The organism is Streptomyces gobitricini, assembly GCF_039532985.1.
Lineage (GTDB): Bacteria > Actinomycetota > Actinomycetes > Streptomycetales > Streptomycetaceae > Streptomyces > Streptomyces gobitricini.
In genome coordinates this window covers 130,016-146,606 of sequence record NZ_BAAASR010000016.1, presented here as the reverse complement: position 1 = coordinate 146,606, position 16,591 = coordinate 130,016, and the positions used below count along the sequence as shown (strand labels likewise).

15 protein-coding genes are annotated in these 16,591 nt (G+C 71.5%); 7 read left to right on the top strand and 8 right to left on the bottom strand.

Going from position 1 to position 16,591, the window contains the following annotated elements; genetic code table 11:
• Positions 1–180: 180 nt before the first annotated feature.
• The 5 genes from ABD347_RS14980 to ABD347_RS14960 all read left to right on the top strand — a co-directional run bounded on the left by ABD347_RS14980 (position 181) and on the right by ABD347_RS14960 (position 5,650).
• On the top strand, positions 181–903 hold the full coding sequence (locus ABD347_RS14980) for a response regulator transcription factor (RefSeq protein ID WP_344361313.1): 723 nt from the start codon (positions 181–183) through the stop codon (positions 901–903).
• Positions 904–1,390: 487 nt separating this feature from the next.
• A complete protein-coding gene (galT, locus tag ABD347_RS14975) occupies positions 1,391–2,461 on the top strand; it encodes a galactose-1-phosphate uridylyltransferase (RefSeq protein ID WP_344361129.1) in 1,071 nt (356 codons plus the stop codon).
• An 11-nt stretch (positions 2,462–2,472) separates the two neighbouring features.
• The gene (galE, locus tag ABD347_RS14970; RefSeq protein ID WP_344361311.1) at positions 2,473–3,456 is read left to right on the top strand and encodes a UDP-glucose 4-epimerase GalE; all 984 of its coding nucleotides are present in this window, start codon (positions 2,473–2,475) and stop codon (positions 3,454–3,456) included.
• Positions 3,453–4,595: a galactokinase gene (gene galK / locus ABD347_RS14965; RefSeq protein ID WP_344361127.1), complete on the top strand. Its 1,143-nt coding sequence runs from the start codon at positions 3,453–3,455 to the stop codon at positions 4,593–4,595. Before galE ends, galK begins: the two co-directional genes overlap by 4 nt.
• Positions 4,596–4,876: 281 nt before the next feature.
• Positions 4,877–5,650: a LuxR C-terminal-related transcriptional regulator gene (locus tag ABD347_RS14960; protein ID WP_344361125.1), complete on the top strand. Its 774-nt coding sequence runs from the start codon at positions 4,877–4,879 to the stop codon at positions 5,648–5,650.
• Here the strand turns inward: ABD347_RS14960 and tamR are convergent.
• On the bottom strand, positions 5,609–6,106 hold the full coding sequence (gene tamR / locus ABD347_RS14955) for a MarR family transcriptional regulator TamR (protein ID WP_344361122.1): 498 nt from the start codon (positions 6,104–6,106) through the stop codon (positions 5,609–5,611). The genes ABD347_RS14960 and tamR overlap by 42 nt on opposite strands.
• 131 nt (positions 6,107–6,237) lie before the next feature.
• Between tamR and ABD347_RS14950 the strand changes: the two genes are divergently transcribed.
• Positions 6,238–7,077 (top strand): trans-aconitate 2-methyltransferase, encoded by an 840-nt coding sequence (locus ABD347_RS14950; protein WP_344361119.1) that lies wholly within the window; start codon positions 6,238–6,240, stop codon positions 7,075–7,077.
• Positions 7,078–7,154: 77 nt separating this feature from the next.
• Here ABD347_RS14950 and ABD347_RS14945 read toward each other — a convergent pair whose 3' ends face one another.
• Together ABD347_RS14945 and ABD347_RS14940 are read right to left on the bottom strand one after the other, a co-directional pair.
• Positions 7,155–7,829 (bottom strand): TetR family transcriptional regulator, encoded by a 675-nt coding sequence (locus ABD347_RS14945; RefSeq protein WP_344361308.1) that lies wholly within the window; start codon positions 7,827–7,829, stop codon positions 7,155–7,157.
• Positions 7,829–8,815: an acyl-CoA desaturase gene (locus ABD347_RS14940; RefSeq protein ID WP_344361116.1), complete on the bottom strand. Its 987-nt coding sequence runs from the start codon at positions 8,813–8,815 to the stop codon at positions 7,829–7,831. The genes ABD347_RS14945 and ABD347_RS14940 overlap by 1 nt, the downstream gene beginning before the upstream one ends.
• Positions 8,816–9,028: 213 nt before the next feature.
• Here ABD347_RS14940 and ppc point away from each other — a divergent pair, with 213 nt between their 5' ends.
• Complete coding sequence (gene ppc / locus ABD347_RS14935) at positions 9,029–11,758, top strand: phosphoenolpyruvate carboxylase (RefSeq protein WP_344361113.1); 2,730 nt, start codon at positions 9,029–9,031, stop codon at positions 11,756–11,758.
• Positions 11,759–11,922: 164 nt separating this feature from the next.
• Here ppc and ABD347_RS14930 read toward each other — a convergent pair whose 3' ends face one another.
• The 5 genes from ABD347_RS14930 to glmU all read right to left on the bottom strand — a co-directional run bounded on the left by ABD347_RS14930 (position 11,923) and on the right by glmU (position 16,482).
• On the bottom strand, positions 11,923–12,390 hold the full coding sequence (locus ABD347_RS14930) for a hypothetical protein (protein ID WP_344361111.1): 468 nt from the start codon (positions 12,388–12,390) through the stop codon (positions 11,923–11,925).
• Positions 12,391–12,444: 54 nt separating this feature from the next.
• A complete protein-coding gene (gene pth, locus ABD347_RS14925) occupies positions 12,445–13,047 on the bottom strand; it encodes an aminoacyl-tRNA hydrolase (protein ID WP_344361109.1) in 603 nt (200 codons plus the stop codon).
• Positions 13,048–13,143: 96 nt separating this feature from the next.
• Positions 13,144–13,737: a 50S ribosomal protein L25/general stress protein Ctc gene (locus ABD347_RS14920; RefSeq protein WP_344361106.1), complete on the bottom strand. Its 594-nt coding sequence runs from the start codon at positions 13,735–13,737 to the stop codon at positions 13,144–13,146.
• A 207-nt stretch (positions 13,738–13,944) separates the two neighbouring features.
• On the bottom strand, positions 13,945–14,922 hold the full coding sequence (locus ABD347_RS14915) for a ribose-phosphate diphosphokinase (RefSeq protein WP_344361104.1): 978 nt from the start codon (positions 14,920–14,922) through the stop codon (positions 13,945–13,947).
• A 108-nt stretch (positions 14,923–15,030) separates the two neighbouring features.
• A complete protein-coding gene (glmU, locus tag ABD347_RS14910; protein ID WP_344361103.1) occupies positions 15,031–16,482 on the bottom strand; it encodes a bifunctional UDP-N-acetylglucosamine diphosphorylase/glucosamine-1-phosphate N-acetyltransferase GlmU in 1,452 nt (483 codons plus the stop codon).
• Between the last annotated feature and the right edge of the window lie 109 nt (positions 16,483–16,591).

Here is a 16,591-nt window from a genome sequence, read left to right as displayed (position 1 = left end):
CCGATGTGCCGGGCCGTCCACTTGATGATCCACGGGTAGCCCTGTCCGGCGAACAATTCGACATTCCGGGGGGCTTCTGCCACGCAGGGGGCGCGCCACGTCGAACAAGCGTGTAGCTTGCCGGGTCAACAGTGCCGGGGGCGGCGGGGGGCCGGACCCCGGGGGATGGGGGTATGGCCGATGGGCGTGCGGCTGATGGTGGTCGACGAGCACCGACTGCTCGCCGAGGCGCTCGCCTCGGCGCTCAGGCTGCGCGGGCACCGGGTGCTCGCGGCCGCCGCGCCCACCGCGGGCGCGGCCGAGCTGGTGGTGAGCCGGGCGCCCGAGGTCTGCCTGCTCGGGACGGCCGTACCGGCCGAGCCGGGGATCTTCGACCCGATCGTGACGATCAAGCGGGAACGCCCGCAGGTGGCGGTGGTGGTCCTCGGCCCGGTGCCGTCACCGCGCGGGATCGCGGCGGCGTTCGCGGCCGGTGCCTCCGGTTACGTACGCCATGACGAGCGCATCGAGGGCGTGGAGCGGGCGATGATCAAGGCCCGGGCGGGGGAGGCGGCGGTGGCGCCGCAGCTGCTCCAGGGCGCCTTCACCGAGCTGCTCAACCCGGCGGCGCAGCCGGACGACGAGGGGCAGCGGCTGCTGCGGCTGCTCACTCCGCGCGAGGTGGAGGTCCTGGTGCGGGTCGCGGAGGGCGAGGACACCCGGCTGATCGCGGCCGGGATGAGGATCGCGCCGAGCACCGCGCGTACGCACGTCCAGCGGGTGCTGATGAAGCTGGGCGTCGGGTCGCGGCTGGAGGCCGCCGCTCTCGCCGCCCGTACCGGGTTGCTGGACCGGGCGGCGGCGTCGGGGACGCGGGGCACACCGGGAGCGCCGGGAGCCCCGAAGGGGCCGGAGATCCCGTGATGCCCGGCCCCTCGGCTCCGCTCGGCGCGGGGTGCCGGGGTCGGTGGTGCGGCCGGGTGGGGCCGCTGGGGTGTGGTGGGCGCCCGGTGGTGGTGACGTGGACTCCGTGCCGGTGAACGGGCGCCGGATGCCGAGGGTCTCCTCCGGCGCGGGAACGCCCTGCTGGCGTTCGGCGCGCCGGCCCGGTGGCCCGGGCGGGGCGGGCGCGGCCCTGCAGGCCGGCGCCCCGGGCACGGTGGAGCGGATCGCCGCGATCGTGTGACGCGGCCCGTCGGCGTGAGCCGGAGCCGTGACCGTCCCCGTACCGAGCCAGTGGCTCTGCGCCGCCGCGCCTCCCTCCTCATGAGTTGAGGACTTTTGCCGGCCTGCCCCGGAGTAAGCGCTTACCCCAATGGCGCCGGGCTCGTCGTTGACGGACTCTGTTCAGCTGTGGTTGGTTATGTTTGTTTATGTTGGATAGGTGTGGCGAGGCGTTCGAGGAGCCCGAGTGAAGAAGACGTCGACCCGGCTGGCCGACGGCCGTGAGCTGGTCTACTACGACGCCCGGGACGACATCGTGCGCGATGCCGTCGACCGGCGGCCCCTGGAACCGATCTCCACCACCTCCGAGATCCGGCGCGACCCGCTGCTGGGCGACTCCGTCGCCATCGCCTCCCACCGCCAGGGCCGCACCTACCACCCCCCGGCCGACGAGTGCCCCCTGTGTCCCTCGCGCGAGGGCCGCCACAGCGAGATCCCGGACGAGGACTACGACGTCGTGGTCTTCGAGAACCGCTTCCCCTCCCTCGCGGGCGACTCCGGCCGCTGCGAGGTCGTCTGCTTCACCTCCGACCACCACGCCTCGTTCGCCGACCTCACCGAGGAGCGGGCGGCCCTCGTCCTGGAGGCCTGGACCGACCGCACCGCCGAACTCGCCGAAGTCCCGGGCGTACGGCAGGTGTTCTGCTTCGAGAACCGGGGCGCCGAGATCGGTGTCACCCTCGGCCACCCGCACGGCCAGATCTACGCGTACCCCTTCACCACCCCGCGCACGGCGCTGATGCAGCGCTCCGCCGCCGCCCACCGCGACGCCACCGGCCGCAACCTCTTCGACGACACCGTCGAGCGCGAGCGCAGGGAGGCCGAACGGGTGGTCCTGGAGACCGGCGAGTGGATCGCCTTCGTGCCGTACGCCGCGCACTGGCCGTACGAGGTGCACCTCTACCCCAAGCGGCGCGTGCCGGACCTCCGGGCGCTGGACGACGCGGCGCGCACCGAGTTCCCCCAGGTCTACCTGGAACTCCTGAGGCGCTTCGACCGGATCTTCGACGGACGGGCCGGAGGGACGGAGGGCGGTGAGGGCGAACCGCCGACGCCGTACATCGCCGCCTGGCACCAGGCGCCGTTCGGGGACCCCGCGCGCGAGGACTTCGCGCTGCATCTCGAGCTTTTCACCATCCGACGCACTTCCGGCAAGCTGAAGTTCCTCGCGGGCTCCGAGTCCGGTATGAGCGTGTTCATCAATGACGTGCCGCCGGAGGCCGCGGCCCGCCGACTGCGAGAGGTAGCGACCAAGTGAGCAGCGACCGAGTGAGCAGAGGCAAGTACCTGGTGACCGGCGGGGCCGGCTACGTCGGCAGTGTGGTCGCCGCGCACCTGCTGGAGGCCGGGCACGAGGTGACCGTCCTGGACGACCTGTCGACCGGCTTCCGCGCGGGCGTCCCGGACGGCGCGCACTTCGTCGAGGGCCGCGTCCAGGACGCCGCGCGGTACCTGGACGCCTCCTACGACGGCGTCCTGCACTTCGCCGCGTTCTCGCAGGTCGGCGAGTCCGTCACCGACCCCGAGAAGTACTGGGTGAACAACGTCGGCGGGACGATGGCGCTGCTGGCGGCGATGCGGGACGCGGGCGTACGCCGCCTGGTGTTCTCCTCCACGGCCGCGACCTACGGCGAGCCGGTCTCCACGCCCATCACCGAGACCGACCCCACCGCCCCCACCAGCCCCTACGGCGCCTCCAAGCTCGCCGCCGACCACATGATCACCGGCGAGGCCGCCGCCCACGGTCTGGCCGCCGCCTCGCTCAGGTACTTCAACGTCGCCGGCGCCCACGGCGCGTACGGCGAACGGCACGAGCCCGAGTCCCACCTCATCCCGCTGGTCCTCCAGGTCGCTCTGGGCAGGCGGGCGTCGATCTCGGTGTACGGCGACGACTACCCGACGCCCGACGGGACCTGTGTGCGCGACTACATCCACGTCGCCGACCTCGCCGAGGCGCACCTGCTCGCCCTGGACGCGGTGACCCCGGGCGAGCACCTGATCTGCAACCTCGGCAACGGCAGCGGCTTCTCGGTCCGCGAGGTCATCGAGACCGTACGCGAGGTCACCGGCCACCCGGTGCCCGAGGTCGTCTCCGCCCGCCGCGGTGGCGACCCGGCGGTGCTGGTCGCCTCGGCCGCCACCGCGCGCGACCGGCTCGGCTGGAAGCCGTCCCGCCCGGAGCTGGCGGGCATCGTGGCGGACGCCTGGGAGTTCGCCAGGGCCGGAGCGGCGGAGACGGGGGCGGGGGCGTGAGCGTCGCGGAGGACTTCCACCGGCTGTACGGGGCCGCGCCCGAGGGGGTGTGGCAGGCGCCCGGCCGGGTCAACCTGATCGGCGAGTACACCGACTTCAACGACGGGTTCGTCATGCCGCTGGCGCTCCCGCACACCGCCGTCGCCGCCGTCTCGCGGCGCACCGACGGGCGGTTGCGCGTCCACTCGGCCGACACCGACCAGGGTGTGGTCCAGCTGGACGTCGACGCCCTGGAGCCGCTCGGCCACGCCGGCTGGGCCGCCTACCCGGCCGGTGTGGTGTGGGCGCTGCGTGAGGCCGGCCACCCCGTCACGGGCGCCGACATCCACCTCGCCTCCACCGTCCCCACGGGCGCCGGACTGTCGTCGTCGGCCGCCCTGGAGGTCGTCACCGCCCTCGCGCTGAACGACCTGTACGGGCTCGGGCTGGCCGCCCGGGAGCTGGCCGTCCTCGGGCAGCGCGCCGAGAACGCGTTCGTGGGCGTCCCGTGCGGCGTGATGGACCAGATGGCGTCGGCGTGCTGCACCGAGGGCCACGCCCTGTACCTCGACACCCGTGACCTGTCGACCCGCCAGGTGCCGTTCGACCTCGACGCCCGGGGCCTGCGCCTGCTGGTCGTCGACACCCGGGTGAAGCACGCGCTCGGCGACGGCGCGTACGCCGAGCGGCGCGCCGGGTGCGAAGCGGGCGCGCGGGCGCTCGGTGTGCGCACGCTGCGCGAGGTGGAGTTCGCGCACCTATCCGATGCCCTGCGGCGGTTGGGTGACGAAACGGTTCGCTCGTACGTCCGTCATGTGGTGTCCGACAACCGGCGCGTCGAGCGGACGATCGCCCTCCTGGACGCGGGCGACGTGCGGGCGGTCGGGCCGGTCCTCACCGAGGGGCACGCCTCCCTCCGCGACGACCTGCGGGTCTCCTGCCCGGAGCTGGACCTGGCGGTCTCGTCCGCGATCGCGGCCGGGGCGCTGGGGGCGCGGATGACGGGCGGCGGGTTCGGCGGTTCGGCGATCGTGCTGGTCGAGGCGGTGGACGCGGACACGGTGGCGAAGGCGGTCGTGGAGGCGTTCGCGGCCGCCGGGCACACGGCTCCGCGGGTGTTCCCGGCGGTGCCGTCGGCGGGGGCGCGGCGCGTCGGCTGAGCACCGGCGGGCGGTGCGGTCCGGTGCGGCACGGGAGCAACGGCCTTGTGTGCGCGGGTCGGTGAGTTTCGGCAAGTCGCCGTCCCCCCGGGCCGCGCCGCCGTACCCTGATGCACGGCACCGGTGGGGGCCGGTGCTGATCAGGGGGCGAGACAGCCGGGTACGACGCCCGGGGCGGGGGTAACAGTCACTGCACGGCGGCGGCCGTGCGACCACTGAGGCCTCGGGCTCCGGGCGCCGTACCCGCAGCTGCTCCGTTTCCTCGACACATAGGGGTGTCAGTGGTCCGTATCCGGGTTCTGGTGGTGGACGACCACCGCATCTTCGCCGAGTCGCTCGCCGCCGCGCTGGCGGCCGAGCCCGACGTGGACGTCGTGGCGGCCGGCAGCGGCCCCGCCGCGCTGCGCTGCCTGGACCGGGCGACGGCCGAGGGCCGCAGGTTCGATGTGCTGCTCGTCGACGCCGACCTGGGCACCGGGAACACGCCGGCGGTCGCCCGTGCCGTGCCGGACGACGGCGAGGGCGTCGTGGACGGCATCTCCCTCGTGGCCGGGGTCCGCGAGGGCCGCCCCGAGGTGCGTACGGTGGTGCTGGCCGAGAGGGACGACCCGGGCAGGGCGGCGCTGGCCCTGCAGGCGGGGGCGTCGGGCTGGGTCGCCAAGGACTGTTCGCTCCAGCGGCTGCTGACGGTGATACGGGGCGTACTGCGCGACGAGACGCACCTGCCGCCCGCGCTGCTCACCGGGGTGCTGCGGGAGCTGACGGCGGCGCGCAGGCACCGCACCGAGAGCGAGCGGCTGGTGGAGTCGCTCACCCCGCGCGAGCGGGAGGTGCTGCGCTGCATGGTGGCGGGCCTGGGCCGCAAGGCGGTGGCCGAGCGGCTGTTCCTCTCCCCGCACACGGTGCGTACGCATATGCAGAACGTGCTGGGGAAGCTGGGCGTGCACTCCACGCTGGCGGCGGTCGCCCTGGCCCGCCGGGCGGGGGTGGGGCCGGCGGAACTCGGGCCTGGCCTAGCCGGGGATGTTGTCGAACGGGGCGGTCAGCTGGCGTAGCAGGGCGGCCAGCTCGGCGCGCTGGGTGCGCGACAGCTCCGCGAGGATGGCCCGCTCCTGCGCGAGGAGCCCGGCGAGTGCCTGGTCGGCGCGGTCGCGGCCCTCGGCGGTGAGGCGGACCAGGACGCCTCGGCGGTCGCTGGGGTCGGGCAGCCGCTCGACCAGGCCCTTCTTGGCGAGCCGGTCGATGCGGTTGGTCATGGTGCCCGAGGTGACCAGCGTCTGGGTGAGCAACTGGCCGGGGGAGAGCTGGTAGGGGGCGCCGGCACGGCGCAGCGACGTCAGGACGTCGAACTCCCAGGGCTCCAGGTTGTGCTCGGAGAAGGCGAGCCTGCGGGCCCGGTCGAGGTGGCGGGCCAGCCTGGAGACGCGGCTGAGCACCTCGAGCGGTTCCACGTCGAGGTCGGGGCGCTCGCGGCGCCATGCAGCGACCAGTCGGTCGACCTCGTCCTCCATGGCGATCAGTGTAGGCGATCTGTCGACGTGAAGTCTCTTGACGTCAAGAAATATGTGGCTGGACCATTGGGCATGACGGGGCCGGGACTCCGTTCCGCTTCGGCACTTCGTTCCAGCAAGGGGGCTCGAACATGTATTCCGCACCGATCTGGGATCCGCAGCAGTATCTGCGCCACTCCTCCCACCGTGCACGACCGTTCCTCGACCTGCTCGCCCGCATACCCGAACTGCCCGCCACCGCCGAGGGCCGCTCGCCCCGCATCGCCGACCTGGGATGCGGACCGGGCAACGTCACCGCGCTGCTCGCCGACCGCTGGCCGCACGCCCGCATCACCGGCTACGACCTCTCGCCCGAGATGCTGGAACAGGCCGAGAAGCACCACGCCGGCACCACCGAGGGCGGCGGCTGGCTCGACTTCCGCCCCGCCGACGCCGCGCACTGGACGCCCGACGAACCGTACGACCTGATCATCTCCAACGCCGCGCTCCAGTGGGTGCCCAACCACCCCGAATCCTTCCCCGTCTGGACCGAGGGGCTCGTGCCCGGCGGCACGCTCGCCTTCCAGGTGCCCGCCAACTTCACCTCACCCAGCCACGCGCTCCTCGGCGAACTGTGCGAGACCCCCCAGTGGCGCGCCCGGCTCACCGGCCACGGCCGCCGCTTCGTCCACATCCTCGACGCCGCCGAGTACCTCACGCGCCTGGCCGACCTCGGCCTGGCCGTCGACGTCTGGGAAACGGTCTACTCACAGCTCCTCCAGGGCGAGGACCCGGTCCTCGACTGGGTGAAGGGCACCGCCATGCGCCCCGTCCTCACCGCCCTGGACGGCGACGACGAAGCGGTCGCCGAATTCCTCGCCCAGTACCGCGACCTGCTCCGCAAGGCCTACCCGCCGGGCCCGCACGGCACGGTGTTCCCGTTCCGCCGCGTGTTCGCGGTCGCCACCAGGAGCCAGGAGCCGACGGGGTGACGCCCCACTTACCGGCAACCCCCGCCGCACGACAGCGTCGGGGCGCACCGCGCGACCGCGCCCGCGCCCCGACGTGGTCAGCTCTTGCGGTGCCCTATCAGGCGGGGCTTCGGCTCCAGACCGTCGAGCCCGTGCCACGCCAGGTTCACCAGGTGGGCCGCGACCTCCGCCTTCTCGGGCTTCCGGGCGTCCAGCCACCACTGGCCGGTCAGCGCCACCATCCCCACCAGCGCCTGGGCGTACAGCGGCGCCAGCTTCGGATCGAAGCCCCGGGCCTTGAACTCCAGGCCCAGGATGTCCTCCACCTGCGTGGCGATGTCCGAGATCAACGACGCGAACGTACCCGTCGACTGGGCGACCGGCGAGTCCCGCACCAGGATGCGGAAACCGTCCGTGTACGTCTCGATGTAGTCGAGCAGCGCGAACGCCGCCTGCTCCAGCAGCTCACGCGGGTGCCCCGCCGTCAGGGCGCCGGTCACCATGTCGAGCAACTGGCGCATCTCACGGTCCACGACGACCGCGTACAGACCTTCCTTGCCGCCGAAGTGCTCGTACACCACCGGCTTGGAGACGCCCGCCTTCGCGGCGATCTCCTCCACCGACGTGCCCTCGAAGCCCCGCTCGGCGAAGAGCGTGCGGCCGATGTCGAGCAGTTGCTGCCGGCGCTCCGCGCCCGTCATCCGGACACGGCGCCCGCGCCTGGGTTTGTCGCTGCCACTGGTGCCACTGCCGTCGATCGCCACACCGTCCATCATGCCGCTTTCGCGGCACTGTCCTGGCGTCGGGCTTCGATCCTGGACGCGGTCGGCCAGCGCACGTCGTAGGCCCAGCCCAGCTTCTCGAACCAGCGGATCAGCCGCGCGCTGGAGTCGATCTGCCCCCGCATCACACCGTGCCGCGCACTCGTCGGATCCGCGTGGTGCAGGTTGTGCCACGACTCGCCGCACGACAGAACCGCCAGCCACCACACGTTCCCACTGCGGTCACGCGACTTGAACGGGCGCTTGCCGACCGCGTGACAGATCGAGTTGATCGACCACGTCACATGGTGCAGCAGCGCCACCCGCACCAGAGAACCCCAGAAGAACGCCGTGAAGGCGCCCCACCACGACATCGTCACCAGACCGCCCACCAGCGGCGGGATCGCCAGCGACAGGATCGTCCAGCCGATGAACTGCCGGGAGATCCGGCGGATCGCCGGGTCCTTGATCAGATCCGGCGCGTACTTCGCCTGCGGGGTGCGCTCCTCGTCGAACATCCAGCCGATGTGGGCCCACCACAGGCCCTTCATCAGCGCCGGCACGGTCTCACCGAACCGCCACGGCGAATGCGGGTCGCCCTCCGCGTCCGAGAACTTGTGGTGCTTGCGGTGATCCGCCACCCAGCGCACCAGCGGCCCCTCCACCGCCAACGACCCCATGATCGCCAGCGCGATCCGCAGCGGACGCTTCGCCTTGAACGCGCCGTGCGTGAAGTAGCGGTGGAAACCGATCGTGATGCCGTGGCAACCGATGTAGTACATCGCCACCAGCAGCCCCAGATCCAGCCAGCTCACCCCCCAGCCCCACGCCAGCGGCACCGCCGCGAGCAGGGCCAGGAAGGGCACCGCGATGAAGAACAGCAGCGCGATCTGTTCGATCGAACGCTTGCTGTCCCCGCCGAGCGTGGCGGGAGGCAGGTCCGGAGAGGAGGAGGCGGACGGGTCCGAAGTCTCGAGCACGTCGGAGCGTGAGGTCATGGGGTCCCCAGGGGGTGAGGGATACAACGGAAGCCGAGGCTACGGTCCCGTAACCTACGGCGACGTAAGTATGGCAGCGGTTCGGCACGCGGCAAGAGGGCTGGGGAAGGTGGCTCCGGAATGGCCACCTATCCTGGGTGTCGTCGGACAGCGCGGTCCGCAAGCCTCCAGTACCCCTCCAGACGTGCTCAAACACTGCAAGGAGCCGCACCTGTGAGCAGTGCCGACCAGACAACCTCCGCCAGCGCCGAGCTGCGCGCCGACATCCGCCGACTGGGCGACCTGCTGGGCGAGACCCTCGTCCGGCAGGAAGGACACGAGCTTCTCGACCTCGTCGAGAAGGTCCGCCACCTCACCCGCGAGAACGGCGAGGCCGCCGCCGAGCTGCTCGGCGACACCGACCTGGAGACCGCCGCCAAGCTGGTGCGCGCCTTCTCCACCTACTTCCACCTCGCCAACGTCACCGAGCAGGTGCACCGCGGCAAGGAGCTGCGCGAGAAGCGCGCCGCCGAGGGCGGCCTGCTCGCCCGCACCGCGGACATGCTCAAGGACGGCGACCCCGCGCACGTACGCGAGACGGTCAAGCACCTCAACGTCCGGCCCGTCTTCACCGCACACCCCACCGAAGCCGCGCGACGCTCCGTGCTCAACAAGCTCCGCCGCGTCGCCGAGCTGCTGGAAACCCCCGTCATCGCCTCCGACCGGCGCCGCCACGACCTGCGCCTGGCCGAGGCCATCGACCTCATCTGGCAGACCGACGAACTCCGCGTCGTCCGCCCCGAGCCGACCGACGAGGCGCGCAACGCGATCTACTACCTCGACGAGCTGCACGCGGGCGCCGTCGGCGACGTCCTCGAGGACCTCGCCGCCGAGCTGGAGCGCGTCGGCGTCGAGCTGCCCCCGGGCACCCGCCCGCTGACCTTCGGCACCTGGATCGGCGGCGACCGCGACGGCAACCCCAACGTCACCCCCGCCGTCACCTGGGACGTGCTGATCCTCCAGCACGAGCACGGCATCACCGACGCGATCGAGCTCATCGACCACCTGCGCAGCCAGCTGTCCAACTCCATCCGCTACGCGGGCGCCACCCAGGAGCTCCTCGACTCCCTCCAGCAGGACCTGGAGCGGCTCCCCGAGATCAGCCCCCGCTACAAGCGCCTCAACGCCGAGGAGCCCTACCGGCTCAAGGCCACCTGCGTGCGCCAGAAGCTGGTCAACACCCGCGAACGCCTCGCCAGGGGCACCGCCCACCAGGAGGGCCGCGACTACCTCGGCACCGCCGAGCTGATCCACGACCTCACCCTGATCCAGACCTCGCTGCGCGAGCACCGCGGCGGCCTGTTCGCCGACGGCCGCATGGACCGCACCATCCGGACCCTGTCCGCGTTCGGCCTCCAGCTCGCCACCATGGACGTCCGCGAGCACGCCGACGCCCACCACCACGCCCTCGGCCAGCTCTTCGACCGTCTCGGCGAGGAATCCTGGCGGTACGCGGACATGCCCCGCGACTACCGGCAGAAGCTCCTCGCCAAGGAGCTGCGCTCCCGGCGCCCCCTGGCCCCCTCGCCCGCCCCGCTCGACGCGGCCGGAACGAAGACCCTCGGCGTCTTCCACACGGTCAAGGAGGCCTTCGAACGCTTCGGCCCCGAGGTCATCGAGTCCTACATCATCTCGATGTGCCAGGGCGCCGACGACGTCTTCGCCGCCGCCGTCCTCGCCCGCGAGGCCGGACTCGTCGACCTGCACGCCGGCTGGGCCAAGATCGGCATCGTGCCGCTGCTGGAGACCACCGACGAGCTCAAGGCCGCCGACGTCATCCTCGACGACATGCTCGCCGACCCGTCGTACCGCAGGCTGGTCTCGCTGCGCGGCGACGTCCAGGAGGTCATGCTCGGTTACTCCGACTCCTCAAAGTTCGGCGGCATCACCACCAGCCAGTGGGAGATCCACCGCGCCCAGCGGCGGCTGCGCGACGTCGCCCACCGCTACGGCGTCCGCCTCCGCCTCTTCCACGGTCGCGGCGGCACCGTCGGCCGTGGCGGCGGCCCCTCCCACGACGCGATCCTCGCCCAGCCCTGGGGCACCCTCGAGGGTGAGATCAAGGTCACCGAGCAGGGCGAGGTCATCTCCGACAAGTACCTCATCCCGTCGCTGGCCCGCGAGAACCTGGAACTGACGGTCGCCGCGACGCTCCAGGCCTCCGCCCTGCACACCGCGCCGCGCCAGTCCGACGAGGCCCTCGCCCGCTGGGACGCGGCCATGGACACCGTCTCGGACGCCGCCCACGACGCGTACCGCAGGCTGGTCGAGGACCCCGATCTGCCGACGTACTTCCTGGCATCCACACCCGTCGACCAGCTCGCCGACCTGCACCTGGGCTCGCGGCCCTCCCGCCGCCCCGGCTCGGGCGTCTCGCTCGACGGGCTCAGGGCCATCCCGTGGGTCTTCGGCTGGACCCAGTCGCGGCAGATCGTCCCCGGCTGGTACGGAGTCGGCTCCGGCCTCAAGGCTCTCCGCGAGGCAGGCCTCGGCGCCGTACTCGACGAGATGTACGGGCAGTGGCACTTCTTCCGCAACTTCCTGTCCAACGTCGAGATGACCCTCGCCAAGACGGACCTGCGGATCGCCCGCCACTACGTCGAGACGCTGGTACCCGAGAACCTGCGGCACGTCTTCGACGACATCGAGGCCGAGCACGCGCTGACGGTCAGCGAGGTGCTGCGCGTGACCGGTGGTGAGGAACTGCTCGACTCCAACCCGGTGCTCCAGCAGACCTTCGCCATCCGCGACGCCTACCTGGACCCGATCTCCTACCTCCAGGTCGCGCTCCTCGCCCGCCAGCGGGCCGCCGTCGAGCGCGGGGAGGAGCCCGACCCGCTGCTCGCGCGGGCCCTGCTGCTGACGGTGAACGGCGTGGCCGCCGGCCTGCGCAACACCGGCTGACACCACACGCGGAGAACGGCACGAGGGGGCGCCCGGTGATAACCGGGCGCCCCCTCACGCGTCGAGGCCGGGCCGGTTCCGTGCCGAGAGGGCGCCTCGCGGCTCCGCCGCCGCAGCGCCCCGCCCCCGAGTGGGCCGCTCGCGGCCGGCCGGCGGCCGCGCGCTCACAGTGCGAAGAACGCCCCCACCAGCAACGCCCCGCCCGCCGACGCCGACACCCACGCCAGCCTCGGCAACCGCATCCCGCCTCCGATCACCAACGCCGCCAGCAGCAACGCCCCACCCAGCGGCAACCACGCGTGCAGACCGCCCGCCCACCCCGTACGCACCAGCTCCGTCGTGTCCGGCTTCACCACCACCGGATACCGGCCGCCCTTCTCCACCGCCACCGAATGGTCGATCGTCATGTCCGTACGCGCCCCCGCCGGCCCCTCCGGGTCGAACCGCCCCGTACAGATGTCCGTCGAACACCCCGTGACCGTCAGCGTGCCGTGCTCCCGGCCCTTCGACAGCAGCACATGCTGCGCCGAACCCCACGACGCCCACGCCCCGGCCACCACCAGCACCAACGCGACCAGCGCCATCGCGGCACCGCGGGCATACGGGAGGGCTGAACTCCGCTTCTTGCTCATGGGGCGCGATCCTCGGGTACCTGACCGCACCCGGTCAATTCCGGTCCGGAAAGATCAGGAGTTGTACGCCGACTGCGCCCGCTCCAGCCCCTCCGACACCAGGCACTCCACCGCGTCGGCCGCCCGGTCGACCAAGTAGTCCAGCTCCTTGCGCTCCGTCGAGGAGAAGTCCCTCAGCACGAAGTCGGCAACCTGCATCCGGCCCGGCGGACGCCCGATCCCGAACCGGACCCGGTGATAGTCCGGCCCCATCGCCTTCGTCATCGACTTCAGACCGTTGTGACCGTTGTCCCCGCCGCCCAGCTTCAGCCGCAACGTGCCGTAATCGATGTCCAGCTCGTCATGGACCGCCACGATGTGCGCCGTCGGCACCTTGTAGAAGTCCCGCAGCGCCGTCACCGGACCGCCCGACAGATTCATGTACGACATCGGCTTCGCCAGCACCACCCGGCGGCTCGCCGGCCCCGGAGGACCGATGCGGCCCTCCACCACCTGCGCCTGCGTCTTGCCCGCCCGCTTGAACTTCCCGCCGATCCGCTCCGCCAGGAGATCGGCCACCATGAACCCGACATTGTGGCGGTTCGCGGCGTACTCCGGCCCCGGGTTGCCCAGACCCACGATCAGCCAGGGCGCACCGGCCCCCGTCGCCGTCGTCATGTCGTCAGTCTCCTCGTATGCGTACACGTACACAGAACAGGGAAACGGGGTGGCGGGCCGCAGCCCGCCACCCCGTCAAGCAGAGCCCAGGACGGCTCAGGCCTCGGCGGCCTCTTCGCCCTCGGCGGCCTCGCCCGACGGCTCCTCGGCCTGCGCGGCCAGGACCTGGAGGACGACGGTGTCACCCTCGACGGCCAGCGTGGTGCCCTTCGGCAGCTGGATGTCCTTCGCCAGGATGGAGGCACCGGCCTCCAGGCCCTCGACGGAGACCGAGACGGACTCGGGGATGTGGGTGGCCTCGGCCTCGACCGGCAGCGCGTTCAGCACGTGCTCCAGCAGGTTGCCACCCGCGGCCAGCTCGCCCTCGGTGTGCACCGGGATCTCGACGTTGACCTTCTCGCCACGCTGGACGAGCTGGAGGTCGACGTGCTCCAGGAAGCCCTTCAGCGGGTCGCGCTGCACGGCCTTCGGGATGGCCAGCTCGTTGGACTTGCCGTCGATGTCCAGGGCGATCAGGACGTTCGGCGTACGCAGCGCCAGCAGCAGCTCGTGACCCGGCAGCGTCAGGTGGATCGGGTCGGAGCCGTGGCCGTACAGCACACCCGGAACCTGGTTCGCGCGGCGGATACGGCGGGCAGCGCCCTTGCCGAACTCGGAACGGGTCTGGACGGTGAGCTTCACCTCGGACATGTGCACTCCTCGTAAGTGACAGACGGATCAACGGTCGTGGTCACCCGGCCACGACTGGACTTGGCCTGCTACGAAGAGCGCGTCGATAACGGACCGCCGCACCCCAACGGATGCGGCCTCCCTCGCCGAGCAACCCCACCAGTCTACCGAACGCGGAAGGCCGCCCCGACCGGCGAGGTCGGGACGGCCTTGACGATCAACGAGTGATCAGCCCTGCTCCTCGAAGAGGCTCGTCACCGAACCGTCCTCGAACACCTCGCGCACCGCGCGGGCGATCGTCGGCGCGATCGACAGCACCGTGATCTTGTCCAGCTCGAGCTCACCCGGCGTCGGCAGCGTGTTCGTCAGCACGAACTCGCTCACCTTCGAGTTCTTCAGCCGGTCCGCCGCCGGACCCGACAGGATGCCGTGCGTCGCGGTCACGATGACGTCCTCCGCACCGTGCGCGAACAGCGCCTCGGCCGCGGCGCAGATCGTGCCACCGGTGTCGATCATGTCGTCGACCAGGACGCACACCCGGCCCTCGACCTCACCGACCACCTCGTGGACGGTCACCTGGTTGGCGACGTCCTTGTCACGGCGCTTGTGCACGATCGCCAGCGGAGCGTCCAGCCGGTCGCACCAGCGGTCGGCGACACGGACACGGCCGGCGTCCGGCGAGACGACCGTCAGCTTCGAGCGGTCCACCTTGGTGCCGACGTAGTCCGCGAGCACCGGAAGCGCCGTCAGGTGGTCCACCGGGCCGTCGAAGAAGCCCTGGATCTGGTCGGTGTGCAGGTCCACCGTGAGGATCCGGTCCGCACCCGAGCACTTCAGCAGGTCGGCCACGAGTCGGGCCGAGATCGGCTCACGACCACGGTGCTTCTTGTCCTGCCGCGCGTAGCCGTACGACGGGATGATCACGGTGATGCTCCGGGCCGAAGCCCGCTTCAGAGCATCGATCATGATCAGCTGCTCCATGATCCACTTGTTGATGGGAGCCGTGTGGCTCTGCATCAGGAAGCAGTCCGCACCACGGGCCGATTCCTGGAACCGGACGTAGATCTCACCGTTGGCGAAATCGAACGCCTTCGTCGGCACGAGGCCGACACCCATCAGGTGCGCAACCTCCTCGGCCAGCTCGGGGTGGGCGCGGCCGGAGAAGAGCATCAGCTTCTTCTCGCCGGTCGTCTTGATCCCGGTCACAGCACTGTCTCCTCAGACGTGTCCTCTGGCCGCGACCACTTTCGCGCGAACCAGCCGAATTTGTGTGCACGTATCACGGTACGCCGAGTTCGACGCACCTGTTTCCGGTCAGTCCTCGTGAGAAGCCTGCTCGGAGGCCGTCACAGCCGCCTGCGCGGCAGCACTGCCGGGCCGCTTCCGGGCGACCCAACCCTCGATATTCCGTTGCTGGCCACGGGCGACGGCGAGCGAACCGGGCGGCACGTCCTTGGTGATCACGGAGCCGGCGGCGGTGTACGCGCCGTCCCCGACCGTGACAGGAGCCACAAACATGTTGTCCGAGCCGGTGCGGCAGTGCGACCCGATCGTCGTGTGGTGCTTGCTCTCACCGTCGTAGTTCACGAAGACACTCGCGGCGCCGATGTTCGAATACTCGCCGATCGTCGCGTCCCCGACGTAGGAGAGGTGCGGCACCTTCGACCCCTCGCCCACGCGGGCGTTCTTCATCTCCACGTACGTGCCGGCCTTCGCCTTCGCGCCCAGCAGCGTGCCCGGACGCAAGTACGCGTACGGGCCCACCGTCGCGCCCTCGCCGACGTCCGCGCGGTCCGCCACCGTGTTGTCCACCCGGGCGCCCCGGCCGACCTTCGTGTCCTTCAGCCGGCTGTTCGGACCCACCTCGGCGTCCTCCGCCAGATGCGTCGCACCCGTCAGCTCCGTGTTCGGGTGCACCACCACGTCCCGCTCGAACGTCACCGTCACGTCCAGGAACACCGACGCCGGATCCACGACCGTCACGCCGGCCATCATCGCCCGCTCCAGCAACCGGTCGTTCAGCAGCCGCCGCGCCTCCGCGAGCTGCACGCGGTTGTTGATCCCCAGGATCTCCCGGTGGTCGCCCGCGACCGACGCACCCACCCGGTGCCCGGCCTCCCGCAGGATCCCCAGCACATCGGTGAGGTACTCCTCACCCTGGCTGTTGTCCGTCCGGACCTTCCCCAGCGCGTCCGCCAGCAGCTTCCCGTCGAACGCGAACACCCCGGAGTTGATCTCCCGGATCGCGCGCTGCGCCGGGGTGGCGTCCTTGTGCTCCACGATCGCCGTCACGGCACCCGTCTCCGGGTCCCGCACGATCCGCCCGTACCCGGTCGAGTCCGGAACCTCGGCGGTCAGCACGGTCACGGCGTTGCCGTCGGCCGCGTGCGTCTCCGCGAGCGCGGTCAGCGTCTCCCCGGCCAGCAGCGGGGTGTCACCGCACACGACCACGACGGTCCCGTCCAGCGCCCCGGCGCCCAGCTCCTCCAGCGCCATGCGCACGGCGTGACCGGTGCCGTTCTGCTCGTACTGCACGGCGGTGCGGGTACCGGCGTAGTGCTCGTCGAGGTGCGCGGTCACCTGCTCGCGAGCGTGCCCCACGACCACGCAGAGGTGCGCGGGCCGCAACTCACGCGCCGCGGAGACGACGTGACCCACGAGCGAGCGCCCGCAGATCTGGTGCAGGACCTTGGGGGTCTTCGACTTCATGCGGGTGCCCTCACCCGCTGCGAGGACGACGACGGCTGCCGGGCGGTTGGCGCTCACGGGAATGCCCTTCGGCTTCGGGTGGTGGACACCCGCAGGATACCGGGGGGTTTCGGAGCGGAAATGGGGGCGGGGGGCCCGGGGAACGAGAGCGGGTCCTGACGGTGAG